Genomic DNA, 24,820 nt, shown 5'->3' with positions numbered 1-24,820 from the left:
TTCTCCTCCTATGAAAACATTCTTTCAAAAGCAAACCGAATCATTCCGACAATATAAGCTGCCACAACCCCAAACACAATGACGTTTCCGGCGAGTTTAAACATGTTTGTCGCAACACCGAGCACAAGCCCTTCGCTTCTATGTTCAAGCGCGGCGCTTGCCATACTGTTGGCGAAGCCTGTGACCGGAACAGCAGATCCCGCTCCGGCAAACTGTCCGATTCTATCATAAATGCCAAAACCGGTAAGTAAGGCGGAAAGTAAGATCAATGTTGCCGCAGTCGGATTACCCGCGGTTTTTTCATTAAAATCAAAAAAGTGGATGTAGAAATTTTGCAAGGCTTGACCAATCATGCAAATCAAACCGCCGACTAGAAAGGCTTTTACGCAGTTCCATATGTACGGCGGCTTCGGCTGATATGTTTTAACTTTTGATTTGTAATTTTCTTTTAAATTAGACATGAAGGAACCTCCTTAAAAATGATGGATAAAATACAGCCAATGAAACAAAGATCCCGCTATTTTGCCAAATACTATGGCCATGATAAGAATGATGATTTTGCTGCCTAGGCCGATTCGTTTTGCTAAAATAGGCAAAACGTTTAACACTTCCGTCAGGGCGGCCGCAAGCATACCGATAAATACACCGGCAAGCAGCCCGACCGGGACCGCGAGCCATTTTGACAAAAAGAGATGATTCATGTGCAGCGTTTCCCAGCCTCCATAAACAGCGCCTAATATAACAGCACCTTCATAGGCCTGAATAAATCGCATGGTTTTGGTCAGCTGCATGAGTCGCGGAATAATCCCCATAACAGTGAGAAATGCGACAAATCCAGCCCCCACCGTTAAGCCGCCCCCAAGCCCGACAAACATAACGAACAAAATACTAACGATCATGCAAGTCCTTTGTCGTTTCTTGATTTTCATTCATCGCCACATATTCATCGAGATCAAGCTGATAATTAAACATCTCAACTTCAAGCGGGCTTGGCTCTTCGTTAAGGCGCTTTTTAAAAACATGATTAAAAAAGATGATCATGCCCAAACCAAGACCGATGCTGTACGGGATCTGTAGAAGATACGGATATTCATTCCGCTCTCCGGTAATCATTTCATATAACGCAATATGAACATCTCTCATGCTCACATCTTCATGAAAATTCATAATCGCAAGACAAGACCCGATGAATAGAAGCATCCAAACGCCAATAAAGAGAACGCCGGATAATCGCCTTTTTTTATATTGAATCTCGACAATGGTCTCCGCTCCTCCAACCGTTTGGACATCGAGCGTCGGATCAGTTTTATGGATGGCTTTCAGCACTTTTATGATATCCAGGATCACGATGTTTTTATCTTTTTTGCTCACCTGGTAAAGGGGCAAGGCTGACAGCCGTTTTTTCAGCTGATGCTGTCCTTCAATTTGTGCTGTATGTCCGACTGTGATGATATCACCCGGATGTGCCAGCACCCGGTGGCGGAGTCTGATAAATATGCGTCGTTCCAACATGGGTCACCATCTTTCGGGTGGTTATATATGTAGTATGTGGTTCGATTGTTTTATCATTCATCCGCACCGAAAGACCATAAATTACCACCAATCTCTTTTCAACATAAAAAAGCTAGCCTTATGAAAAGGCTAGCTTTCTGTATGGTCCATTTGAACTTTAATCTGCTTTAAGATTTTCTTTTCAAGCCTTGATACTTGCACTTGCGATATCCCAAGCCGTTCAGCAACCTCTGATTGGGTTTGGTCTTTATAATACCTGAGATAAACGATGAGCTTTTCCCGTTCTTCCAAATCACTGATCGCTTCTTTGAGCGCGATTTTATCAAACCACTTTTCTTCCGAGTGATCGGCGATTTGATCGAGCAGCGTGATTGGATCTCCATCGTTTTCATACACTGTTTCATGAATGGATGAAGGGGCGCGCACGGCTTCTTGAGCGAGTACGACATCCTCCGCATCAATCTCCAAGTGCTCCGCGATCTCTTGAACGGTCGGCACTCTTCCGTATGTTTTAGACAGTTCATCTTTCGCACGCCGAATTTTATTTCCGAGCTCTTTTAAAGATCTAGACACTTTTACGGTTCCGTCATCTCTGATAAAACGCTGAATTTCACCGATGATCATGGGGACGGCATATGTGGAAAAACGGACATCATACGATAAATCGAATTTATCAACTGATTTTAATAACCCGATACATCCGATTTGAAAAAGGTCATCAGGCTCATAGCCTCTGTTTAAAAATCGCTGAACAACTGACCATACAAGACGCATGTTTTTTTCTATGAGGAGGTCTCTTGCCTGCTGGTCGCCGTCTTGGCTTCTTTTAATTAAATCCTTGACTTCGTGGTCCTTCAGCTGCGCGTTTTTACTGTTTTTCTTAACCTCCACATCCATAACAAATCTCCTTAATTACAAAGCGCTTTGCTTTTTGATAAGTGCTTTGTTAAGCGTATCGTCGTCCCCATTTCAGGTGATGAATCAACACTGACATCGTCCATAAAGTTTTCCATAATCGTAAAGCCCATTCCTGAACGCTCGAGCTCAGGCTTTGTCGTAAATAACGGCTGGCGCGCTTCGTCGAGATCTGTAATACCGAGCCCTTCATCACGAATGGTTAAGTACACCACATGATCATCTAACGTAACCGAAATGTAGACTTTTCCGTTGCAATTTTCCTCGTAACCGTGAATGATCGCGTTTGTCACCGCTTCTGATACCACAGTTTTAATTTCAGTCAATTCATCCATTGTCGGATCGAGCTGGGCTATAAATGAAGCGACTGTCACCCGGGCGAACGACTCGTTTTGGCTGAGAGCGGAAAATTCAATGTTCATCTCGTTTTTCATGATGCCACCCCCAGTGTGAGCAGCGCCTGCTGTTCAGATTGTTCAAATCTGATAATTTTAAAAAGGCCCGACATATCAAACAGCCGTTTCACTGCAGGTGAGATCGCACAGACAACCATCTCCCCGCCAATCTGTTTGATTTGTTTGTATCTGCCTAAAATAACGCCAAGACCCGAGCTGTCCATAAAAGAAAGATCCTCTAGATTCAGCACAATATGACGGATGTCTTCAGCTTCCAATGACTTGGCGACCTTTTGTTTAAGGGACTCTGCCGTATGATGATCGAGCTCGCCTGTTAATCGAATACAAAGCACGGTTTCTTTGACATGGAAGTCAATTCCAAGGCTCATGCTCATTCCTCCTTGATTAATCGGATAATGAGTGTTTCGATTTTATCAGGGGCAATTCCTTCACCGTGACAAAACTAGTGGCGATTCGGCATAATTACTTAAATTTTGTCCAATCTCCCATTGTGCGTTTGAGAAATGTCAAAAATCCGGCTTTTTCCATATCGTCTTTAGCTGTCACCGGGCTTTCAGCCAACACTTCCCCGTCTTTTTTCAGGATAAGCGTTCCAAGCACATCGCCTTTTTTAATCGGAGCGGTGATCTGTTCTTTCATTTTAATTTCTTTTTTTACATGTTTCGTATCCTCGCCTTTTTTCGTTAAGAGCGAGATCGGTTCAGATGTAGAGAGTTCGATCGTTTTCTGCTTGCCTTTTTTGACCTTTGCTTTGGCAACGGTTTCATTTCGTTTATACATAGGGTGGGTTTCATATTGGCTGAAAGCATAATCAAGCATTTTGGTAACTTGTGCGTTCCGGTCCTTCGGTGTACTCGCGCCGAAAACGACTGCAATCGCCCTCATATTTCCTTTTTTAGCAGAAGCGGTCAGGCAATATTTCGCTTCTCCTGTATATCCGGTTTTTACGCCGTCAACGCCCGGGTAAAATTTGATCAGCCTGTTTGTGTTGACGAGCCAAAACTTTTTATCTGTATCTTCCCGCAAGTAATCTTCATACGTTCCTGTAAAAGCGGTGATTTTATCGTATTTCAATAGCTCTTTGGACATCATTGCCATGTCATACGCTGAGCTGTAATGTCCTTTTTCAGGCAGTCCGGTCGGATTTTTAAAGGTTGTATCTTTTAAACCAAGCTCTTTGGCTTTTTTGTTCATCTTCTGAACAAATTCCTCTTCAGAGCCAGATATATATTCTGCCATCGCAACGGAAGAATCGTTTCCTGAAGCAATGGCTATGCCTTTCAGCATTTCTTTTACGGTCATTTCTTCGCCGGGTTCGAGGAAAATTTGCGACCCTCCCATTGAAGCGGCGTATTCACTTGTTCTGACCTTATCGCTCATCTTGATCTTGCCTTTGTCTAACGCTTCCATAATTAAGAGCATCGTCATAATTTTGGTCATGCTTGCAGGCGCTAACCTTTCGTGGCTGTTCTTATTGTAAAGAACCTTGCCTGTGTCACGCTCAATCAGTACAGCAGACTTCGCTTCATGAGCAAGTTCTGATGTATGTTTTCCGTCTTTTTCGGCAAGAGCGGACGGTGTTAGGGTAAGCAAAATAATACCAATCAATAAAGTGGATATCAGACGTTTCATCTCCAAAGCCCTCCATTTCATAATCTCTTTTATTTTTTCCAAGAGGCATGGTTTTATACACCATGAATGGAAAATCATTCACAATCTGAACATAAAAAAGACAGCTGCTTCCTTTGAAACAGCTGTCTTACTTATTGAACTTATTTATATTTTGCGATAACCGCTTTTACGAGCTGTAAAAATCCGGCTTTCACCTTTTCTGTCACTTCCATTACTTCATCATGCGACAAAGGCTGATCCAGTATTCCGGCAGCTGCGTTGGAGATGCAGGAAATGCCGAGGACCCGGAGCCCCGCATGTTTTGCCACAATCACCTCTGGAACTGTTGACATGCCGACAGCATCTGAACCGAGCGTTCTTAAAAAGCGCACTTCCGCAGGTGTTTCGTAGGAAGGCCCGGTCACAGCCGTGTATACGCCTTTTTGAACGGGAATCTGAAGCTCTTGCGCCATTTTTTCAGCCAGTTGTGAAAGGTCTTTATCATAAGCAGATGACATATCGGGAAATCTGACGCCAAAGTCAGCTTCATTCGGCCCGATTAGAGGGTTGGTACCCATGAAGTTAATATGATCTGTAATAATCATTAAATCTCCCGCGCGGAATGCTGTATTAATGCCTCCGGCCGCATTGGTCACGATGAGCGCTTCCACTCCAAGCTCCTTCATGACGCGCACCGGGAAGGTCACTTTATCCATTGAATAGCCTTCGTAAAAATGGAAGCGGCCCTGCATCGCAACAACCGAAACGCCTTCAAGGGTTCCGAACACAAGCTGTCCGGCATGCCCTTCAACTGTGGAAACCGGAAAATCCGGTATGTCCTCATATTTTAGTTTGACAGCCCCCTCAATTTCGTCGGCCAAAATGCCAAGGCCGGACCCTAAAATCAGACCGATCTTAGGAGATTGCGGAGCATGTTGTTTAATAAAAGCGGCAGCTTGTTCGATCTTTTGTTTCAAGAAGACGTCCCCCTACTGTAATAATGATAAAAAGCTTTTTCCGTATTTCGGTTTTTTCGTGTGAAAATTATCGGCAATTGTTGCGCCGATATCGGCAAATGTATCTGCTAGCGGCAGCTTTTGCGCTTTTTGATGCTTTTTGCTGTATACGAGCAGCGGCACATATTCCCGCGTATGATCTGTTCCGTGATGAACCGGATCATTCCCGTGGTCGGCTGTGATAATCAGCACATCGTCTTCTTTCATTTTTTCAAAAACTTCAGGAAGACGGGCGTCAAACTCTTCCAAAGCGCGTCCGTAGCCTTCAGGGTCGCGGCGGTGTCCGTACAAAGCATCAAAGTCAACAAGGTTCGCAAAGCTGATTCCGGTGAATTCTTCGTCAAGTGTTTCAATCACCTTGTCCATGCCATCCATATTGGACACTGTTCTTCTGGATGAAGTAATTCCTTCGCCATCATAAATATCAGAAATTTTGCCGATGGAGATCACATCTAACCCGCTGTCTTTCAGTTCGTTCATAACAGTTCTCTCAAACGGTTTAAGCGCATAGTCATGGCGGTTTGGCGTGCGTTTAAAGTTTCCGGGTTCGCCGACAAACGGTCTAGCGATAATCCGGCCGACCATGTATTTTGGATCAAGCGTCAGCTCTCTTGCCGTTTCACAAATGCTGTACAGCTCATCCAGCGGCACAACCTCTTCATGAGCGGCAATTTGCAGCACAGAGTCCGCTGAAGTATAGACAATAAGCGCGCCGGTTTCAACATGCTCTTTGCCAAGCTCATCTAAAATTTCAGTGCCGGACGCCGGCTTGTTTCCAATGATTTTGCGTCCTGATCTCTTTTCAAGTTCCTGAATCAATTCATCAGGAAATCCTTCCGGAAAAACTTTAAACGGTTTATCAATATAAAGACCCATAATTTCCCAATGTCCTGTCATTGTATCTTTGCCGTTTGAAGCTTCTTTCATCTTGCCGTAATACGCAAGCGGACTCTCCGTTTTTTCAACGCCCTGAATGTCGCCGATAAGACCGAGCCCGAGGTTTGCCATATGAGGCATATGTAAGCCATTCATGTGCTCGGCAATATGTCCGAGCGTATTTGCTCCTTTATCATCAAAATCGGCGGCATCCGGAGCTTCGCCGATTCCGACAGAATCCATTACGATTAAAAACACACGATTATAATTGTATGCAGGCATCATAAAGCCTCCTTTTTTTCTATACGTCCATTGTATCGTTTAGAGGTCTGACAACTCAAGTATAAACCGTTTACATTCCCATTTGCAATGTAAAGCAAAATAGTGAGAAACTTTATTATTTTCAGTTTCCCTTAAAGGAAAAAGCCGCAGTCATCCTGCGGCTAGGCGCGCGGATGATACTGCTTGTACACATCCTTCAGCCTCGTTTTTGTTACATGCGTATAAATCTGGGTTGTGGAGATATCCGCATGCCCAAGCATCTCCTGCACCGCTCTTAGGTCTGCTCCGTTTTCCAGCAAATGAGTTGCAAAGGAGTGTCTGAGGGTATGCGGTGTCAGCTCTTTTTTTATTCCGGCTTCCAGCGCGATTTTTTTAAGGTTTTTCCAAAATCCCTGACGGCTGATTTGTTTACCGTGATGATTCAGAAAAAGAGCGTCTGACACATTTTTCTTCAGCAGTTTTCCACGAGCTTTTGCCAAATATTCTTCAATGGCGTGCGCCGCGGTTTCGCCAATCGGCACGATCCGCTCTTTTCTCCCTTTTCCGAAACAGCGGACAAATCCCATTGACAGATGCACATCCGAAGTCTTCAAATCAATCATTTCGCTGACCCGTATTCCCGTGGCATACAGCAGTTCAAGCATCGCTTTGTCCCGATAGCCGAACGGACTGGTCAGCTTTGGCGTGTCCAGCAGCAGTTCAACTTCTTTCAGCGACAGGACCTTCGGCAGCGTCCGCTCTGTTTTCTGTGTTTCTATATGTACGGAAGGGTCTTTGTCCGTCACCTTTTCTCTAAGAAGGAATTGATGAAAAGAACGAATGGACGCCAAGTGCCGCGCCGATGTCTTTCCGGACTTTCCCGAATCCTTCAAATGCTTTAAGTATTGAATAATATGAATCCGTGTCACTTCATTCCAAGAGGTGACCTGAAGGGTTTCCGTTAAAAATAGAGAATAGCTTTTCAAGTCACGCTCATATGACATCATCGTATTTTGAGAAAGCCCTCTTTCAACCATTACATAGTGGATGAAATCCTTCAATTGATCCTTCACTCAGATCTACTCCCCGTTTTGGTAAAAAAACATTAACCGGCCGAGCCACCCGTCTGTCTCTTTGTCTTCCATTCCAATGACTTTCACAGCGGAGCCTTCCGGTTTATCATACCGATGATAGTTTTCATACTCTGAATTCACCCATATCATAGCATAATAGAACAAAGCGGTAAAACCGGTAAATAGAATAAAGACCTTTACAGTATCCGCTGCCGCTTTAAAGAATCTTGACATGTCCCAATCGACCCTTTCTCTGTTGATCCAATTATTTAACCATATGCCAAATCAGAAAGGGTTTATACATTCAAACAGCAAAAAACCCTTTCTCCAGGAGAAAAGGTTCAGCAATGTTCTTTATTTTGTTTCGTTTCCGTGACAGCGATGGCAGATGCCGTGAAATGTCAATCTATGATCTTTAATTTTAAAATTCCAATCACGTTCAATCACTTCTTCTACGTCTCCAAGCAAATCTTCTTCAATTTCGTCCACGGCTCCGCACTCCATGCACACCAGATGGTGGTGAAAGTGAGCTGCCCCTTCTTTGCGAAGGTCGTAACGGGATACGCCGTCTCCGAAGTTAATTTTATCAACGACTTTTAATTCTGTTAATAATTCAAGCGTACGGTACACTGTTGCGAGACCAATCTCAGGAGATTTCTCTTTTACGAGGAGGTATACATCTTCTGCGCTTAAATGGTCTTCTTCGTTTTCAAGCAGCACCCTGACTGTAGCTTCACGCTGTGGCGTAAGCTTGTAGCTGGATGAGTGCAGCTGCTTCTTAATTCGATCGATACGGTTTTCCATGTCTTTCCCTCCTACGCCGCATTCCATGACTCATTATAACAAAATACGCGCGGAGTTCCAACTATAATTATTATAAACTGATAAATAAAATGATTTTCTTTTAATAATTATTTTAAAAATTTCCCCTTTAAAAATACGCCGCCAGTTTTTCCATGAGCAAAGGAGAGACAAAGGCTTCGAAAACAGAAGACAAAAGCGACAATATCAAAATGAGAATGAATACGAGGGCATACCTTCCAAACCATTGAATCGGCGCCTCATTGATACTCCGTTTGACAAACAGCTGCCTGATCAATCTTAATGAAAAAGCGATCGCAACTGTTCCCATGATGATATAAGCCGGAATCAGCAGGACATTTTGCGGCAATACAGCAATGAAAGACAAGAAAAAGCCGTTCATTCCCATTTGATTCACGAGGAATCCCACTGTAAAGCCGACCACAATCCCTTTCAAAAATACCATAATAAAAATGACCGGCATTCCAATGACCGAAATGCCCAAAATCCACATCAGGCCTAAGTATTTTACATTATGGAAGACGCTTTGCCAAAACATGTCCGAGGCACTCGCCTGTTTTCCGTCCGAAAGCTGTCCAAAAAACCGGCTTAAGTAATAATACAGATCCTCTTTTTGAGTCATAGTCATGCTGTTGACAATAATCGCCCCGAATATGACTCCAATGAGAAATAAAACAAAGACAAATACGTAAATAGACAGATGATCCTTGACGTGCCGCAGAAAGATTTCCTTATAAGAAGTTTTTCGCATGTTTTTCCTCCCACGCTCTATTGATTTGATTTAATAGATTGTATGAAAGAAAAGAGAAAACATGCCTGTTACCTTTTATAAAAATCATAAAAGAAGCGAAGCCGCCATGATTATTTTAATAGATTCGCATCAGAAATGCCGTCAGAATCTCCTTGCGGGGGGCGTGCAGTTCCAGACAAGTTACGCACATAAAAAATCCTTATGATTGTCTAAATAACGATCATAAGGATTCCTTCCTTTATGCCTGCTTCTTTCAAGCCTGTCTTTTTTACTTTTTGTTTTCCTTACATGTGTGCTGAAGGATGGGGCCAGCCCTCTTGACAATGAGGCGTCCCGTCCGCCGTTTCTAAGCAGATGCGCCCGTTTTTTCTTCGCGCTGCTTTTTGACATGCCGATCACTCTCCTTATATGTTTGCTCTATTATACACAGGTTTAGGCATTTTTGACATGAGAAATCAGCAGAGTTTTTCTGAGACCGGCCTCTTCTCTAATATGTAACGTTCATGCTTTGTTCTGAGGCAGCGCAGCTGCCGATAGATAAAAAACAGCGCCATTCTTGCTTGGCGCTGTTTCACTTAACCTTACAAACTATTGCGTACTGCAACATGTTCAACCGCTGCAGATACCGCCTCATGAACTCTCTGATCAAGAGGCTGCGGCACCACGTCGCCTTGCTTCGTACAAGCAGCAATGGCTTCTGCCGCCGCAACCAGCATGTCATGGTTGATGACCTTGCTTTTTGCATTAAGCGCCCCTCGGAAAATACCCGGAAAGCCCAGTACATTATTAACAGAACGGCCGTCAGCTGCATAGGCGGCTCCTGCCTGTAATGCTTCCTCAGGCTCGATTTCCGGTTTAGGGTTTGATAAGGCTAAAATAACCTGTCCGGGCCGTACAAATTCTTTTTTGATTAACCCCGGCACGCCTGTTGTGGCAATAATGATATCGCATGTTTCCATCAACTCTTCAATGTTGGCTGCTGTTTTTCCGCCGTATTGCTGAAGGCGGTTCATTGCATCCTCTGATTTATCTGTCCCGAAAACGGCTTTGACACCGTATGCCATAAACATTCTGCAAATGGCGACGCCTGCCGCTCCAAGACCGATTTGTCCCACTTTCGCTTCCTTCAGATCCACATCCGCGCTTTTACATGCGGAGATTGCCGCGGCCAAAGTAACGACAGCCGTCCCGTGCTGATCATCGTGCATAACAGGGATATTCAACTCTTCTTTCAGGCGGTCTTCTATTTCAAAGCAATGCGGTGAACCGATATCTTCAAGCAAAATACCGTTAAACCCCGGTGAAATGTGTTTAACTGTATTGATGATTTCCTCAGGATCTGTTGTATCCAGTAAAATTGGAATACCGCTGATATCAGCAAGCTGGTCAAACAGCGCCGCTTTTCCTTCCATCACGGGCATACCCGCAACCGAACCGATGTTTCCGAGGCCGAGAATCGCCGTTCCGTCTGTAACAATAGCGACTGAGTTGCTGATGGTCGTATAAATATCGGCTTTTTCAGGTTCTTTCTCAATCAGCCTGCACACATCTGCAACGCCCGGTGTATACACACGTCCAAGCTCTGCCAATGATCGGATCGGCATTTTGCTCTTCATTTGAATTTTGCCGCCTTCATGGGCGGACAGCACTTCATCTGATACTGTGTGAAGCCTGATTCCTTCACCCAGTGCCTCAATGGCGTCAATAACCTCTTGAAGCTGTTCTTCATTCTCTACCTGTACGGTAATGTTCCGCATTGTATAATTGGGTCCGACCTTTACTGTCTCAACCTCGCCGATATCTCCGCCCAAAAGGCCTATGGCAGTCGCCACTTTTCCTAGATTCCCCGGAACGGTAGGTGTTTCTATCATTAGTGTCCGAATCATATGTTTAGTAATCATTCACTATCGCCTCTCCCTTATACTACTTCTTCAGTTTGAGCAGATTTGTTTTTGGTATACCAAATGAACTTTCCTGTATAGCCGTAAATAATTGCGAGTCCTATTGAAACGAAGCTCAGCCACATAAAAGGCAAGTAAGAAAAAGTAGAAACGCCGAGAATACCAGCCATATAGATTCCGTTATCAGACCAAGGCACCATTCCAGATGTCAATGTGCCGCCTACCTCTGCGTTTCGGGATAAAACTCTTCGGTCTATGTTCAGTTTGTCATAACTGTCTTCCATAATTTTCGGTGTCAAAATCAATGACACGTACATCGCACAGCCTAGTATATTTCCCAAAAGCGCGACGATTAGAGTTGTTAGGGTGACATTTCCCGCCGAAGTCAATTTCTTTTCAAACAAAGATACAATGACCCGCAATACGCCGAGCTTTTCCAACAATCCGCCGAAGCCTAGACCGAATAGGATGACGACGAGCGTGTCCAACATTCCCGTAATACCACCGCGATTCAGAATCCCATCTATAAACTTCATGCCAGTGTCAATGTGAAATCCGTTGTAGGCTGTTCCGATGGCTTCTGCAAAGTTCATCCCTTGGAATACGGAAGCCCAGATGGCCCCGAGTAAAGCCCCGACCACAATCACAGGCATTGAAGGTTTTTTCAGTGCTAGTAATACAACAACGATAACAGCCGGTATCAGCATCCAAATCTGAATATCGAAGTTTTGGTGTAATGCGGACTTTAAAGAATCGACTTTCTTTAAATCTACATTTTTTCCGCCATAGATAAACCCAGTAATCGTAAATAAAATAGCCGTAATAATATAAGCCGGTATGGCTAAAACCATCATAGCCCGAACATGCTTGAGCACATCCACTTTTGAAAGCGAGGATGCAAGCACAGTGCTGTCAGACAGTGGTGACAGCTTGTCTCCAAAGTAAGCTCCGGATAAGACAGCGCCGGCTACGAGCGGCAGCGGCATACCGAGACCTTCCCCTATGGCAATCATGGCAATTCCGGCTGTTCCAACAGTTCCCCATGAAGTGCCTGTTGCTACTGACATAATCGAACAAATAATTAAAGTTGCTAATAAAAAGATACTCGGATGAATAAATTCAAGACCGTAGTAAATCAGGGTAGGCACAACGCCGCCCGCAATCCACGTTCCGATTAAGGCGCCTACAGATACAAGAATCAGGACAGCTTCAAGGCCGTTTGATATTCCATTAATAACAGATTTTTGCAAATCCTGAAATGTGTGGCCAAGCCGAATTCCAAGTATGATGACTAAAAACCAGGAAATGAAAAGCGCCAATTGTATCGGTAAGTTTAAAAAAACTGTAAATGACAGTACAAGCGCGAGGAATCCCCCTAATATAATGATAATTTCAAATAATGTTGGCAATCTTACATCCTTCATCCTAAATCCCCCTTAAAGAAAAAAGCTAAAACGCTTACAATAAATAGTGCAACAAAGTATACTATACTGCCTCATCCCAAAGCATGCAACATTTAGTTCACCCGGCCGGAGCCGAATGAACTAAATGTTCATTTCTTCCAAACTTTATTGTCTGTCAAAGAGCTCTTTTCCCGCTATTCCCGGTTTAGTCATCTCATACGGGTTTAAAATGATATCCAATTCTTCCTCTGTTAAGACATCATATTGTAAGCAAAGGTCACGGACCGATTTACCGGACATAATCGCTTCTCTCGCAATTCTGGCTGCCGCTTCATAGCCAAGATGCGGGTTAACCGCTGTAATAACACCGGCGCTTTTCTCTACATATTCCTGCAAGCGTTTTTCATTTGCTTCAATGCCTGTCAAACAATAGTCAGTAAATGAGCGGAATCCGTTGTTCATCACGCTGATTGACTGCAGGAGGTTAAATACGAGCACAGGCTCCATCACGTTCAGCTCAAGCTGGCCGGCTTCGGAAGCCAAGCAGATCGTATGGTCGTTTCCGATTACCTGGAAGGCGATCTGGTTGATGAGCTCCGCCATAACCGGGTTCACTTTTCCCGGCATGATGGATGATCCCGGCTGACGTGCAGGAAGGGAAATTTCCGCAAGTCCGGCGCGCGGCCCAGATGCCATCAAACGAAGATCGTTGGCGATTTTGGACATATTCATCATACAAACTTTTAACGCCGCTGATACTTCTGTGTATGCGTCAGTATTTTGTGTCGCATCAACAAGATGGTCAGCGCCGACTAACGGCAGACCGCTGATATCAGCCAGGTGTTTAACGACCTGCTCAATGTAGCGCGGGTCCGCATTAAGGCCTGTTCCTACAGCAGTTGCGCCCATATTTACTTCATATAGATGCTGCCGTGATTGTTTAATTCTTTTTATATCCCGCTCCAGCACGCGGCTGTAAGCTTCAAATTCTTGTCCTAAACGAATCGGAACTGCGTCTTGAAGATGCGTCCGCCCCATTTTAATAACCGAATCAAAGTCCTGCGCTTTTTTCTTAAACACCTTATGCATATTTTCCATCGTACCCAGAAGTTTTTCGAGCAGCTTCAAAGTGGAAATATGAATCGCTGTTGGAAAGACATCGTTTGTTGACTGTGACATGTTGACGTGTGTATTCGGGCTGAGATGAATATACTCGCCTTTGTTATGTCCCATCAGTTCAAGCGCCCGGTTTCCGATCACTTCATTTGCATTCATGTTCATGGATGTGCCGGCGCCGCCTTGAATCGGATCGACGATAAACTGGTCATGCCATTTGCCTTCCAAAATTTCGTCTGCTGCTTGGACAATCGCATTTCCAATTCCTTCATACAGGCGTTTTACGTCCATATTGGCAAGCGCAGCCGCTTTTTTCACGATCGCTAACGCATTGATCATTTCCTCATGGATTTTATAGCCTGTAATTGGGAAATTCTCTGCTGCACGAAGTGTTTGGATACCGTAGTATACATCTGCTTCGATATTTTTTTCTCCAAGAAAATCTTTTTCCTGACGATATTCTTTTTGGCCGTTTAACATGATTTAAAACCTACTTTCTCTGTGGTAATTATTTTGAGAACGTTTACAATACGACATCATCGGCGATCGGTGTTTCCATGATCTTTTTCACTTCCACCAGATCAGAGGATTTACCCAGGGCCCACATTAATTTCGGCACGATCGCTTCGGTGTTCATATTTCTTGAACGGATGATTAAATCTTGATTCACTCTCCGCCCGACTTCATATATGCTCATATCCTCGCCCTCTTCCAAACATTGAGTCGTAATCACAACAACGATTCCGCTCTCGATCAGTTCGTTTATCTTGGTGAGGAGGTCTCTTTCTTCAAATGGAATGCCACCGCTTCCATAACTCTCAATGACAATGCCTTTGTACATGCTTTTCAGCGCGTCCAGCATTTCCGGTTTTAAGCCCGGGTGCAGCTTAAGCAGGCAAACATCCGTGCACAAAGACGTATCAACTGCAAACGGCTCTCGCTCCGGGGTCATTTGTTTATTGTATTCAATGCCGTCTTCATTGATAAAAGCGATGTACGGATAATTGATGCTTTCGAAGGCATCATAGCTTTTCGTTCTTAATTTAATCGCTCGGGTTCCTTGAATGACTCTGCCGTCAAATACCACGTAAACGCCGCCTACGCCTTCACAGGCAAACCGGATCGCATCGGTGATATTTTTTTTAGCATCTGTTTTCTTAAACGTGATAGGTATTTGCGATCCCGTAATCACGATCGGCTTCGTTGCGTGCTGCAGCATATATGATAATGCAGCAGACGTATAGGCCATTGTATCCGTTCCGTGAGTAATAACAAACCCGTCATACGCTTCGTAATTCTCTTCTACCGCCTTGGCGATTTTCACCCAATATTCAGGCTGCATATTGGTGCTGTCTAAATTCATTAACGATTGAGTTTCCATCGTGTAATCGTTATCAAGCTGTGAGACATAACTTAATAATTCATCCGCTTTGACAGCGGGTGCAAGTCCATTTTCTCCTTCAACTGAAGCAATTGTTCCTCCTGTTGTCAACAACAGCAATTTTTTCATAACCTACACCTCTTCAACTAAAAATGACTGTATCTTAAGATGATTTGCGAGAAAACATTCGCTTTCCGCATACTTTTAATGCAATTATAGACACGGAAAATGAAATTAGCAAGTAAATATTATTCGATTCGCGTACACTTCTTCAGACCTATATGATATAATCAGCTCAGTGAAAAGGAGCGGAAGATACATGAATCTAGATCGTTTAACAGAATTAAGAAAAAAGAAAAATTGGTCTCTTCAATATACGGCAGACCGGCTCGGTATCGCCAAAAGCACATACGCCGGATATGAATCAGGATACCGTCGTCCTTCTCTTGAAGCTCTGGCGCTATTAGCCGATCTCTTCAATACCACATGCGACGATTTGCTGGGCCGCACCGAGCCAAAAAAACAGTCTGCGCCTTCATCAATCGAATTGACAGAGTTAAGCAGCCTGAATCTTACCATGACCGTTGACGGAAAACCTCTGACTGAAGAAGAGATTATTCAGCTGATCGCTTTTATTCGGGCGAAGAAAAAGATAGAAGAAGAGCTTATCTAAAACGGCAGTACATGCCTTCTTTGAGCATGTCTATTTTTGCGTTCAGCCGTTCCCCTATGCTTTTACTCTTCCGTACGCGCCTCCCCCTCCTGCCTCAACGTTCAGCTTTCCAGACCTTGCTTTTACTATTAAAGCTGCGGTTTTAGGAGATACCACCTTAGCCAATTCCTCTTCGCTTGCCTGATGGAGAATCGACATTTCCGTTCCGAAGGCGCTCTTTAGTTTTTCCAGCGTTTTCGGTCCGACTCCCGGGACAAATTGCAGCGGAATTTGATGAACATACGGCGGGCGCATAGTAAGATTTTCCGGCTGGTCACTCAGCTCACTGAGCCTTTCACTGACGCCTTTTGTAAATCTTCTTCCTCCGCATGACGCGCACGATTCCCCATCTTTTACAGCAGGTTCTCCGCACGATTCGCAAGCAGTTCGATAATATTTTCCAAGCAATGGATTTAACCCGTAATTAGCCGCAATTCCTCTGTTTTCCCGGCCTTTTAAAGCCAACACAAATTCTGAAAAATTCGCTTCAGACATGATCAATTTATTATATTCTCTCCCGATTTTTCCTAAAGAATGTGCATCAGAATTTGTAAGAAATGAATAATTATTCAGCTCGGATACTTGCGATGCCATATACGAATCACAGCTTAATCCAAGCTCAACTGCATCAATCAGCTCAGGATCGAAAATTTCGGCCAATGAGGTTTTAACGCCTTTTCCGTACAAACTTTTGTGCGGCGTAAAAATATGGGCGGGAATAAATAATCCGCCCAATTCCTTTACTTTTCTCTGGAGATTCAGCCCCGTTTCATATATGCGCTGTGAGCTGAGATGAATATTTTTGAGCCGGGCAGAAAGCCACACAGAAAACTCTTTCATCTTGGCGATTGTCGGCAAAAAGGCAAGTACATGAACCGGGCCTTTGCAAGACTCATCGTATATTTCCAATTCACTTCCTAATAAAAGCGTGGTGCGGCGATATCGGATCCCGCCTTCCTCAAGCTCTCGATATCTGCCCGAAGAAATGCCCTCTTCAATCTCAAGAATCACTTCCGGTGAATGGCAGTCAATAATCCCCAAAAGCTCTATTCCTTTAGATTCACTGGCTTCAATTAAAATGTTGTCAAGCGTCAGTGTTTTTGCGCCGGTTATTTTCACGGCCCGGCCAGTGAAGGTTCTGCCGATATGGATGTGTAAGTCAGCATATATGTTTTTCATTTTTGTGCTTGCTGCGCCTCTTTCAGCTGAAGGTATTGGATGGCATAAGCTGTTTTCGCATCATATACCTCACGTGTTTCCACCAGCTTCAATGCGTCTTCAAGCGTCACCTCCATTACCTCTACAAATTCGTCCTCATCCAGCTCCCTTTTCTCTTCAAGCACAGACAGATCTTCAGCGAGAAACAAATGCACGATTTCGTCCGCAAAGCCCGGCGAGGTATAAAACGCTGTGATTTTGGTCAATTTTTTTGCTGTATAACCTGTTTCTTCTTCAAGCTCTCTTAACGCGGTATATTCAGGTTCTTCCCCTTTTTCAAGCTTTCCGGCCGGAATCTCGACGATCGTGCGCTCGAGCGGCTTTCTGTACTGGTTAACCAAAATGATTTTATTGCTGTCTGTAACAGCTAATACCGCAACCGCTCCCGGATGCTTGACGATTTCCCGTTTGCTGGTTTTTCCGTTTGGAAGCTCCACATCCTCCACATAAAGATCTATGACCTTGCCTGAAAAAAGCTTTTCTTTTTCAATGGTTTTTTCTTCTAAATGTTTCATATCTTCATCTCCCGTTCTGTCTCTCTATCATGCCCCATACATTTTATCATACATGCAAAAGGAGGTCCTTTGATGAGAGTTTATCGTCTGCAAAATGGTATCGTCTTAGTCGGAAAAGCGAGGGAGGTGCGGGCAAAGCTGAGAGAATGCGGACAAACATTCCGATATGTGAGAGAGTTGATATCAAGAGCTTAAAAGTTGAAAACTCCGCTCCTTTATATTACGGTCATTAAAAAGACGAAAAGGAAGTGGAACCATGAAGAAACGGAAACTAGGCGCTTCTGATTTGGCAGTAAGCGAAGTCGGGCTCGGCTGCATGTCACTCGGAACGGAGAAAAACAAAGCATTGTCCCTCCTCGATGAAGCAATCGAGCTTGGCATTAATTATCTGGACACCGCTGACCTTTATGATTTCGGCCGTAATGAAGAAATCGTCGGTGAAGCGATTCAAAACAGGCGCCATGATATTATTTTGGCAACAAAAGCGGGGAACCGCTGGGAAGAGGGAAAAGAAGGCTGGTATTGGGACCCTTCAAAAGCCTACATAAAAGAAGCCGTGAAAAAGAGCTTAGCGCGGCTGAAAACTGACTATATCGACTTGTATCAGCTTCACGGCGGCACGATGGAAGACAATATAGATGAGACAATCGAAGCGTTTGAAGAGCTAAAGCAAGAAGGCGTCATCCGCTATTACGGGATTTCATCCATTCGGCCCAACGTGATTAAAGAATATGTACGAAAGTCAAACATCACCAGCATTATGATGCAATTCAGCTTATTGGACAGACGTCCTGAGGAGTGGCTGTCTCTTTTAGAAGAACATCAAATCAGCGTGGTCGCAAGAGGGCCGCTTGCCAAAGGGCTGCTGACCGAAAAACCGCTTGAAAAAGCTGGAGACCGCGTAAAGCAAAACGGTTATTTATCTTATTCTTATGATGAATTGGCACACGTTCGAAAGTCTGTCTCCGACATCGCTCCTGATCTCAGCATGACAGAACTGTCGCTGCAATACTTGTTGGCGCAGCCCGCTGTCACATCGGTTATCGCGGGAGCAAGCAAGATCGAACAGCTGAAGGAAAACATCGAGGCTGCAGGCGCCCGGAGTTTGAGCGGACAAGAAATCAAAGCGCTCCAATTCCATACGAAACGGGATATTTACGAAGCTCATCGCTCATAAACAAATAAAACCGGCACCTGAAACTCGGTGCCGGTTTATTTTTTATACTGATGCCAGTCGAGATTGCTTTCATTCAGCAGCTCTTCAAAGCTTTTATTCTTTTCAATTTCTTTTCTTTTTCTGATCTGCTCCGCTTTTTCTCTTTCTTGCTTCTTCTCATTCTCTGCCTTCAGCTCACTTTTCATTTGTTGAAGTTTTGCTTTGATATCGGATTGAAGATCGTCTTGTAAGCGGTGTTTTTCTGCTGATTTTTGTTTTTTCATCCTTGCTCCCCCATTTTCTTTGTGGTGTCAGTTTATCATGCGGGATGGAGAGTGAACAAGTGTGACGTTTATGATGTTTTTCCGGTGTTAAAAATGGATGCTGGCGAATGAAAATCGCTTCTTTTAAAGGATTTTTTGATCATTTGTCATACTATTTAAGATATAATGCTGTTGTCTTGGAAAGGAGCGGACACATGAAAAAGTGGCTGACCGCCATCGGAGCCGCAGTTGGAATTATCGCAGCTATCGGCATATGCTTTACAAATATCATCATGTTCATGAAGAAAAAAACAGATGAAGAGATTATTAAAAGAGAGACGGAGGACGGGCATGACGTTTTTGAAGCGTTTGACCGCATGGAGAAAACGGCTTTTGTCATCCCGTCTTCCTATGGGTATGATCTGAAAGGCTACTATATCGCACCCCACGATACACAAAATACGATGATCATCTGCCACGGTGTAACAATGAATTTGTTTAATTCACTTAAATACATGCACTTGTTTCTTGATTTAGGATGGAATGTCCTGGTTTATGATCACCGCCGGCACGGCCAGAGCGGCGGCAAAACGACGAGCTATGGTTATTACGAAAAGGATGATTTGAAAGAGGTGGTTTCCTGGCTGAGAGAAAGGGTCGGCCAGCGGGGATTGGTCGGAATTCACGGGGAATCCATGGGAGCAGTCACCGCGCTTTTGTATGCGGGCGCCCATCCTGACGATGGCGCTGATTTTTATATCGCCGATTGTCCGTTCGCAAGCTTTGATGAACAGCTGGCCTATAGGCTGAAAATGGAGTACCGGCTGCCGGCGCGGCCGATTCTTCCCCTCGCTAACCTGTTTTTACGGTGGAGAGACGGCTACCGCACACGCGATGTGTCACCGCTCTCAGTCATTGGACGCATACCTCAGCCGGTGCTGTTTATTCACAGTAAAGACGATGATTATATCCCCGTTGAAGCGAGCGAGCTTCTTTATGAAAAGAAAAACGGACCGAAATCGTTATATATCGCGGAAGCCGGAGAGCATGCCATGTCTTATACGAAAAACCGTGAAAGTTACCGCAATGCCGTGAAAACGTTTTTGGACCGTGTTGCTAAACCATAATATTAAAAAAAAGCGAAAGAACACTGCAGTTCTTTCGCTTTCTCATTATAAAACGTCTGTAATTCCGTCCATGTTCTCGCCAATCCAGTTGATGGCAAGATCAATCGTTGTGAACTCCTGTGTGTCAAAAGTCATCTCGTCCTGCAGAAGCCATACATCTTTTTGGATGGATTCTGCTCCTCCGATCGACCAATGCAGCAGGCTGTACGGGTGATTTTTATTCAGGAAGGATACCCACGTTTTATGCTGAGCTGTTTGTTTAATTGATTTCAGCTTTTGATCCACGTTTTGCTGTCTCCCTACTTTACTAATATGCTCATTCTTGGGCTTAGCATTTGCGCCGGGCTTTTCAGCGCCAGCGTATTGGCTTTTTCATTGTAATCTATCGTCATTTGATCGTCAAAAAACACTTTTTGCGATGATTGAATATACAATGGGACTCCATTTGTTTCGAGCTGTTCACATTCGCCTGTCAACTGTTCCGAAAGCCATATTGTAGGCACGCCGCTGACTGCGCAGCCGCAGCCTTCAGCATCAAAACGGAGCTGTGCTTTTTTGCCCGGGTTGGCAACCATCGCTTGCTGCAGCGTTTGTTTTGCCGTATCTGTCAAATAAATTTGCATCAGATTGATCCCCCGTTTTTGTTATTTTCGCTATTGTAGCACACAATACGGCTGTCTGCATTGTTTGCGCCTCCGGCTTAGTTTTTCCAGCGGTTCGCTTTTTCTTCTGTATCCTTGATCCACTCATTTTTCCCTTCTATATATTGTTTGATGTCATCCGGATATCTTGCAGCCAGCTGTTTTTTTAGCGTTGCGTATTCAGCCGCCTTTTCAGGATGGGCGATGAGGTAGTCCCTGAATAACGTATGCCTCACGATCTCCCTATTTCCATTTTCATAAATATGAACGTGGTGTGTGCGCTTGTTCCCGCCTTTTCGAAAAAAACACCTTCCTTTCAGGCCGTTTTCCCCTTTCGCTTCATAGCCAAGCGCCTCCATTTGCAAGTTATATTGATTTATCGCCTCAATATCTTTTACCTCTATCAGTATATCTATCACCGGCTTTGCGCTCATTCCGGGGATGGACGTGCTTCCGATGTGGCTGATTGCAATGATTTCAGGACCAAGGATACGCTCAAGCTGTATCTTTTCCTTTGCGAACATGCGCTTCCACTCTTCTCGGTATGGAACGACCTCTACTTTCCTTTTCGGATATAAATGAAAGACAGACAGAAAAATCCCCTCTGCTGCTTTGATCCTTGCCGCCTTTGTAAATCCCGCTTTTGTATACAGCGATATCGCCGGGGTATTGTTTTCAGCGGTTGTGACTTCTATTTTTTCGGCGTCTTCATTTTCTGCGATCACAAATTTCGTCAAGGCTTGTCCGATTCCTGTTCTGAAGCCGTCCGGATGTACCGCCAGCCTGCAAATGGTCAGCTCGCCGGCATTCTTTTCATAGGAAATCACGCCGAGGAGCCTCTCTCGTTCTTTATAGCCGGCAAACCGCTCTTGTGATTTGATGATATCGATTGCTTTCTCTTTCAATGCGGGAATGCCGAAAAAACCGATCAGCTCCGCTTCTTTTCGATAAGCCTCCTGCTGAAGCGCCGCGATCTCCTGTGCAATTGGTTCATGGCTGTGCCAAAGATATTCAATCAATTTTTTGTCTCCTTCGGTTGAAATAAGCGCTGCGTTTCCACTTTTGTCACACGTACCGCGTACGCTTCATACCACCAAACGCTTTTGCCGATTGATGCTCGGTATGGATTTTCCAGTTTTGGATCGCCTCCAGACTATCCCAATAGGAAACCGTAATCCCGTTTCCGTTATTCTCCCGAACGCTCTCCACGCCTAAAAAACCTGGCTGGTTCTCCGCAAGTAACATCATATGTTCTGCTGTTTTCTCATAGTCGATATCGTATTCTCGTTTTATCGAAGTAAAAATCACGGCATAGTAAGGCGGTGTAGGTGTTTGAGATAGAAAATTCATAGATTCTCCCTCCTAAATCTGTTTTACAAACAGCACCCGGTCTTGGCCGGGCCCGTTGTAGTCCGCAAAAACTGAGATGCCGTTCACTGTTTTATCGCCTTTCTCAATTGCAAAGCCCAATCTGGCGTGGTAAGCGACGGATACTTTGTTTACAGGCGATGTCACGCACTTTACTTGGGTGCAGCCTCTCTTTTTGACCGTTTCAATAAAAACCTCGTATAATTGTTTTCCAATTTGCATTTTTCTGAAATCTGGATGGACACCTGAGAAATGGATGTATGCGGTTTTCGGATCTGACTGTGATTGAAACCCGATTAAAAATCCGGTCATCGCTCCGTTTTCATACGTGATAAAACTTGTGTCCTGAAAATGTTCAAAAAATAATCTGGGCAGCTTCTCTTTCAGCTGTCTTCCGCCCCACCATTCATTTATTACAGACGTAACCATTTCATAATCTGAAGACGTGATTGTCCGTATATCCATTTCGATTTGATCTCCCTCCGTCTGGCAAAAACGAATGTCATTCTCTTATGCAATATAAAAATTATATTTTGCCTGAGTGCAATTGTAAATGGATTCTTTCCGTTACTATACGTTTTCAGACAGCCAAAGGAACTATGTACACGTGTGCGGATAGAAAAAATCCAAAAAAATCAGCCCAAACGGCTGTCTGCGGCTGATTTTCCTTTTATTTTCATGCTGTTCTTATGGATCAAGCCCGCAGAATGATCCGTTGCCTGGCTCTTTTTTCAGCTCAAACAGATAGAGAAATATCGAGCACATGCTCAAGCTTTAATCTATGCGGCTGATCAGCGGCTCCCTTTATCCATAGCATATTTTGCGGTTCCTCATAACGGCAGATTTTCCCGCTGTAATAGATAAGCGCTCCGTCTTCGAAGTAGCTGACCATTACCTCTCGCGCATATTCCATCGCCTCACAGACCGTCTGATTCATCTCTTCCAGCTTATCAGGGTCAAGGATCGGCTTCTTCAGCTTCTGTTTATGGCGTTTTCTCGCCAGCAGACTTTCTTTATGTTCCGGCAAAAACATTCGGCTTCCTTCCCATAATAAGTTGCCTCTTTTTAAATGATCGCTCATTTGTAATGCCCTCCTATTTTAGCCGCGCGTTCAAACGCCTGGCCCGCGGCTGTTAACGATGAGGCTCTGACAATCGCTGTGTCGCCGAACCTGCTTTTAATGCCGTCCATTACGTAGCCGAGGCTCATGTTCTTCGCATAGTCATGAAACAAATTGAGCTGCCATACGTCATCAGAAGAGAGCTGAGAAAGACTGACGCCGAGGCGGCGCACAGGTTTCCCATCCCAAAACGCAAGAAACAATCTGCATACCGCCCGGTACACATCCTGTGTGCGGTTGGTCGGCTCAGACAGCTTTACTTGCCGGTGAAAGCCCGTCGGAATATCAAAATCAGCGCCCCGGCAGCTCACCGACACCGTCTGCCCCATCACCCCTGATCTTCTGCTTCGCCTGCACACCTCTTCACATAGCTCCAGCAGCACGATCTTAATCTCCATGTCAAAATGTTCGTAGTCTTTCGGGAGCGTCATTCCGTGTCCGATCGCTTTTTGACCATCCAAAGACGCAGTCGTCACGGGCGAATAGTCAATGCCGTTTGCGGTCATCCACAGCACGTGTCCGTTAATGCCCCACTTCTTTTTTAAAAGTTCCACCGGAAAGGCCGCAAGCCCGCCGATGGTGCTGATCCCCATCCGGCGTAAATGATGCTTCATCCGGCTTCCGACGCCAAACAAGCAGCCGACAGGGAGAGGCCACATATGTGTTTTCATATTGTTTTCAGTTAAATAAAATATCCCGCTCGCATTCTTTTTTGCAAAGTTGTCACAGGCGATTTTCGCGAGAGCTTTATTCGGTCCGATACCCACCCGCGCATAAACACCCATCTCCCGCATCACTCTGTCTTGAATGCTTCTGGCTATATCCTCCGGCCGTCCAAACAGCTTCTGGCTGCCGGTGACGTCCATAAACTGCTCATCAATGGAATAAGGCTCGACCATATCTGTGTATTCCTCGAGAATCGCGGTAATTTGCAAAGACACATCAATATAACGCTGCATGCGGGGACGAAGCACCACAGCCTCGGGACACTTTTCCTGGGCTTCCCAAAGCCGCGAAGCATTGGCGACCCCCTTTTTCTTTGCAAGAGGGCAAGCAGCCAGCACCACCCCGCTCCTTCTCTTCGGATCACCGGAAACAATAACCGGCCGATTCTTCAAATGGGGGTTCTCCGCTTTTTCCACGGATGCATAAAACGATTGCATATCAACGAGAAAAATCACTTTTTCTTTCATCATATACACCTCTAAAAAAGAACTTATGTTCGCTCTTGCTATTATATGCGAAAATACGTTCGGTTTATACTGGTAAATGATTCTTGCCTGCCAGAAAATATGATCTGACGGTTTGAGAGCGGCAAAACATTTAGTAGAATAAAAGCGACAATAAAGATAGGAGAATAAACGATGGATCAATTCCTGGAAAAAATGTTAGGACAGGCGCTTCGCCAATATGGCCGGAATGTCGCCACGGACCCGTTAAGCCCGTATGAAAAACAGAGCTTGAAAGCCGCCTTGAAAGAAAGACAAAACGAAGAGCCTGATGAGGATCTGCATGCGCATATAGAGGATGTTATTTATGACTATGTCACAAATCAAGGGCTATTTTCCTGATAAAACGTTTATACGGCACACAGAATGGGAATGGAACGCAGGAGGAATGTTTCAAATCTTTTGATTGCGTGGTGT

General features: G+C 44.5%; 32 protein-coding genes and 1 pseudogene. 5 read left to right on the top strand and 28 right to left on the bottom strand.

Translation table 11 applies throughout. The features are described 5' to 3' along the window. Window positions 1-8: 8 nt before the first annotated feature. The 18 genes from spoVAC to AXI57_RS10710 all read right to left on the bottom strand — a co-directional run bounded on the left by spoVAC (window position 9) and on the right by AXI57_RS10710 (window position 15,183). Window positions 9-461: a stage V sporulation protein AC gene (spoVAC, locus tag AXI57_RS10795; protein ID WP_061572924.1), complete on the bottom strand. Its 453-nt coding sequence runs from the start codon at window positions 459-461 to the stop codon at window positions 9-11. A gap of 12 nt (window positions 462-473) precedes the next feature. Beyond that, window positions 474-899, bottom strand: a complete 426-nt coding sequence (locus tag AXI57_RS10790) for a stage V sporulation protein AB (RefSeq protein ID WP_003325576.1) — start codon at window positions 897-899, stop codon at window positions 474-476. Beyond that, complete coding sequence (locus AXI57_RS10785; protein ID WP_061670246.1) at window positions 889-1,509, bottom strand: stage V sporulation protein AA; 621 nt, start codon at window positions 1,507-1,509, stop codon at window positions 889-891. The genes AXI57_RS10790 and AXI57_RS10785 overlap by 11 nt, the downstream gene beginning before the upstream one ends. A 132-nt stretch (window positions 1,510-1,641) precedes the next feature. Continuing rightward, window positions 1,642-2,409, bottom strand: coding sequence for an RNA polymerase sporulation sigma factor SigF (gene sigF / locus AXI57_RS10780; protein WP_003325574.1), 768 nt, complete (start codon window positions 2,407-2,409; stop codon window positions 1,642-1,644). 11 nt (window positions 2,410-2,420) lie between these two features. Beyond that, complete coding sequence (gene spoIIAB / locus AXI57_RS10775; protein ID WP_003325573.1) at window positions 2,421-2,861, bottom strand: anti-sigma F factor; 441 nt, start codon at window positions 2,859-2,861, stop codon at window positions 2,421-2,423. After that, complete coding sequence (gene spoIIAA, locus AXI57_RS10770; protein ID WP_010789112.1) at window positions 2,858-3,211, bottom strand: anti-sigma F factor antagonist; 354 nt, start codon at window positions 3,209-3,211, stop codon at window positions 2,858-2,860. The genes spoIIAB and spoIIAA overlap by 4 nt, the downstream gene beginning before the upstream one ends. 94 nt (window positions 3,212-3,305) lie before the next feature. Continuing rightward, complete coding sequence (locus tag AXI57_RS10765; RefSeq protein ID WP_003325571.1) at window positions 3,306-4,475, bottom strand: D-alanyl-D-alanine carboxypeptidase family protein; 1,170 nt, start codon at window positions 4,473-4,475, stop codon at window positions 3,306-3,308. A 140-nt stretch (window positions 4,476-4,615) separates the two neighbouring features. After that, window positions 4,616-5,431 carry a purine nucleoside phosphorylase I, inosine and guanosine-specific gene (locus AXI57_RS10760; protein ID WP_061670055.1) on the bottom strand — a complete coding sequence of 272 codons (816 nt, stop codon included), beginning with the start codon at window positions 5,429-5,431 and terminating at the stop codon, window positions 4,616-4,618. 12 nt (window positions 5,432-5,443) lie between these two features. Beyond that, window positions 5,444-6,628 carry a phosphopentomutase gene (gene deoB / locus AXI57_RS10755; RefSeq protein WP_035175196.1) on the bottom strand — a complete coding sequence of 395 codons (1,185 nt, stop codon included), beginning with the start codon at window positions 6,626-6,628 and terminating at the stop codon, window positions 5,444-5,446. 161 nt (window positions 6,629-6,789) lie between these two features. After that, window positions 6,790-7,680 (bottom strand): site-specific tyrosine recombinase XerD, encoded by an 891-nt coding sequence (xerD, locus tag AXI57_RS10750; protein ID WP_003325568.1) that lies wholly within the window; start codon window positions 7,678-7,680, stop codon window positions 6,790-6,792. A gap of 6 nt (window positions 7,681-7,686) precedes the next feature. Then, the gene (locus tag AXI57_RS10745; protein WP_003325567.1) at window positions 7,687-7,914 is read right to left on the bottom strand and encodes a YqzK family protein; all 228 of its coding nucleotides are present in this window, start codon (window positions 7,912-7,914) and stop codon (window positions 7,687-7,689) included. Between the two features lie 120 nt (window positions 7,915-8,034). After that, window positions 8,035-8,484 (bottom strand): ferric iron uptake transcriptional regulator, encoded by a 450-nt coding sequence (gene fur, locus AXI57_RS10740; protein WP_003325565.1) that lies wholly within the window; start codon window positions 8,482-8,484, stop codon window positions 8,035-8,037. Between the two features lie 127 nt (window positions 8,485-8,611). After that, window positions 8,612-9,253 (bottom strand): stage II sporulation protein M, encoded by a 642-nt coding sequence (gene spoIIM / locus AXI57_RS10735; RefSeq protein ID WP_010789117.1) that lies wholly within the window; start codon window positions 9,251-9,253, stop codon window positions 8,612-8,614. 180 nt (window positions 9,254-9,433) lie between these two features. Further along, window positions 9,434-9,643, bottom strand: coding sequence for a hypothetical protein (locus AXI57_RS10730; protein WP_003325563.1), 210 nt, complete (start codon window positions 9,641-9,643; stop codon window positions 9,434-9,436). 191 nt (window positions 9,644-9,834) lie between these two features. After that, window positions 9,835-11,154 carry an NAD-dependent malic enzyme gene (locus AXI57_RS10725; protein WP_061670054.1) on the bottom strand — a complete coding sequence of 440 codons (1,320 nt, stop codon included), beginning with the start codon at window positions 11,152-11,154 and terminating at the stop codon, window positions 9,835-9,837. A 17-nt stretch (window positions 11,155-11,171) separates the two neighbouring features. Continuing rightward, window positions 11,172-12,578 (bottom strand): Na+/H+ antiporter NhaC, encoded by a 1,407-nt coding sequence (nhaC, locus tag AXI57_RS10720; protein ID WP_003325561.1) that lies wholly within the window; start codon window positions 12,576-12,578, stop codon window positions 11,172-11,174. A gap of 144 nt (window positions 12,579-12,722) precedes the next feature. Then, window positions 12,723-14,153 carry an aspartate ammonia-lyase gene (aspA, locus tag AXI57_RS10715; RefSeq protein WP_003325560.1) on the bottom strand — a complete coding sequence of 477 codons (1,431 nt, stop codon included), beginning with the start codon at window positions 14,151-14,153 and terminating at the stop codon, window positions 12,723-12,725. A 43-nt stretch (window positions 14,154-14,196) separates the two neighbouring features. Then, on the bottom strand, window positions 14,197-15,183 hold the full coding sequence (locus AXI57_RS10710) for a type I asparaginase (protein WP_061670053.1): 987 nt from the start codon (window positions 15,181-15,183) through the stop codon (window positions 14,197-14,199). A 190-nt stretch (window positions 15,184-15,373) separates the two neighbouring features. Here AXI57_RS10710 and AXI57_RS10705 point away from each other — a divergent pair, with 190 nt between their 5' ends. Continuing rightward, window positions 15,374-15,727: a helix-turn-helix domain-containing protein gene (locus tag AXI57_RS10705; RefSeq protein WP_061670052.1), complete on the top strand. Its 354-nt coding sequence runs from the start codon at window positions 15,374-15,376 to the stop codon at window positions 15,725-15,727. 54 nt (window positions 15,728-15,781) lie between these two features. Here AXI57_RS10705 and AXI57_RS10700 read toward each other — a convergent pair whose 3' ends face one another. After that, window positions 15,782-16,945: a TIGR00375 family protein gene (locus AXI57_RS10700; RefSeq protein ID WP_061670051.1), complete on the bottom strand. Its 1,164-nt coding sequence runs from the start codon at window positions 16,943-16,945 to the stop codon at window positions 15,782-15,784. Next, on the bottom strand, window positions 16,942-17,499 hold the full coding sequence (locus AXI57_RS10695) for an NUDIX hydrolase (protein WP_010789124.1): 558 nt from the start codon (window positions 17,497-17,499) through the stop codon (window positions 16,942-16,944). Before AXI57_RS10695 ends, AXI57_RS10700 begins: the two co-directional genes overlap by 4 nt. 72 nt (window positions 17,500-17,571) lie before the next feature. On the opposite strand from AXI57_RS10695, the gene mciZ reads away from it, so the two are divergent. Both mciZ and AXI57_RS10685 read left to right on the top strand, forming a co-directional pair. Continuing rightward, on the top strand, window positions 17,572-17,694 hold the full coding sequence (gene mciZ, locus AXI57_RS10690) for a Z-ring formation inhibitor MciZ (RefSeq protein WP_003325554.1): 123 nt from the start codon (window positions 17,572-17,574) through the stop codon (window positions 17,692-17,694). Between the two features lie 61 nt (window positions 17,695-17,755). Then, complete coding sequence (locus AXI57_RS10685; protein WP_061670050.1) at window positions 17,756-18,676, top strand: aldo/keto reductase; 921 nt, start codon at window positions 17,756-17,758, stop codon at window positions 18,674-18,676. A gap of 35 nt (window positions 18,677-18,711) precedes the next feature. On the opposite strand, the gene AXI57_RS10680 is transcribed toward AXI57_RS10685, so the two are convergent. Then, a complete protein-coding gene (locus tag AXI57_RS10680) occupies window positions 18,712-18,939 on the bottom strand; it encodes a YqkE family protein (protein WP_003325552.1) in 228 nt (75 codons plus the stop codon). A gap of 194 nt (window positions 18,940-19,133) precedes the next feature. Here AXI57_RS10680 and AXI57_RS10675 point away from each other — a divergent pair, with 194 nt between their 5' ends. Continuing rightward, the gene (locus tag AXI57_RS10675; RefSeq protein ID WP_034718273.1) at window positions 19,134-20,045 is read left to right on the top strand and encodes an alpha/beta hydrolase; all 912 of its coding nucleotides are present in this window, start codon (window positions 19,134-19,136) and stop codon (window positions 20,043-20,045) included. Between the two features lie 45 nt (window positions 20,046-20,090). Here the strand turns inward: AXI57_RS10675 and AXI57_RS10670 are convergent, their stop codons facing one another. The 7 genes and pseudogenes from AXI57_RS10670 to AXI57_RS10640 form a co-directional block, all read right to left on the bottom strand. Next, a complete protein-coding gene (locus AXI57_RS10670) occupies window positions 20,091-20,330 on the bottom strand; it encodes a DUF2552 family protein (protein ID WP_003325550.1) in 240 nt (79 codons plus the stop codon). Between the two features lie 14 nt (window positions 20,331-20,344). Next, on the bottom strand, window positions 20,345-20,668 hold the full coding sequence (locus AXI57_RS10665; RefSeq protein ID WP_003325549.1) for an iron-sulfur cluster biosynthesis family protein: 324 nt from the start codon (window positions 20,666-20,668) through the stop codon (window positions 20,345-20,347). A gap of 77 nt (window positions 20,669-20,745) precedes the next feature. Continuing rightward, entirely contained in the window at window positions 20,746-21,705 is a 960-nt protein-coding gene (locus AXI57_RS10660) for a GNAT family N-acetyltransferase (protein ID WP_061670049.1), read from the bottom strand. Further along, window positions 21,702-22,036, bottom strand: a pseudogene (locus tag AXI57_RS10655) (antibiotic biosynthesis monooxygenase family protein). Before AXI57_RS10655 ends, AXI57_RS10660 begins: the two are co-directional and overlap by 4 nt. 12 nt (window positions 22,037-22,048) lie before the next feature. After that, the gene (locus AXI57_RS10650; RefSeq protein WP_061670048.1) at window positions 22,049-22,519 is read right to left on the bottom strand and encodes a GNAT family N-acetyltransferase; all 471 of its coding nucleotides are present in this window, start codon (window positions 22,517-22,519) and stop codon (window positions 22,049-22,051) included. Between the two features lie 271 nt (window positions 22,520-22,790). Continuing rightward, on the bottom strand, window positions 22,791-23,135 hold the full coding sequence (locus AXI57_RS10645; RefSeq protein ID WP_061670047.1) for a YolD-like family protein: 345 nt from the start codon (window positions 23,133-23,135) through the stop codon (window positions 22,791-22,793). Further along, a complete protein-coding gene (locus AXI57_RS10640) occupies window positions 23,132-24,370 on the bottom strand; it encodes a DNA polymerase IV (protein ID WP_141292142.1) in 1,239 nt (412 codons plus the stop codon). Before AXI57_RS10640 ends, AXI57_RS10645 begins: the two co-directional genes overlap by 4 nt. Window positions 24,371-24,538: 168 nt before the next feature. Between AXI57_RS10640 and AXI57_RS10635 the strand changes: the two genes are divergently transcribed. Further along, the gene (locus AXI57_RS10635) at window positions 24,539-24,745 is read left to right on the top strand and encodes a YqzH family protein (protein ID WP_003325542.1); all 207 of its coding nucleotides are present in this window, start codon (window positions 24,539-24,541) and stop codon (window positions 24,743-24,745) included. Window positions 24,746-24,820: the final 75 nt, after the last annotated feature.

This window comes from Bacillus atrophaeus (assembly GCF_001584335.1).
Taxonomy (GTDB): domain Bacteria; phylum Bacillota; class Bacilli; order Bacillales; family Bacillaceae; genus Bacillus; species Bacillus atrophaeus.
This window is presented reverse-complemented; position numbering and strand designations above follow the sequence as displayed.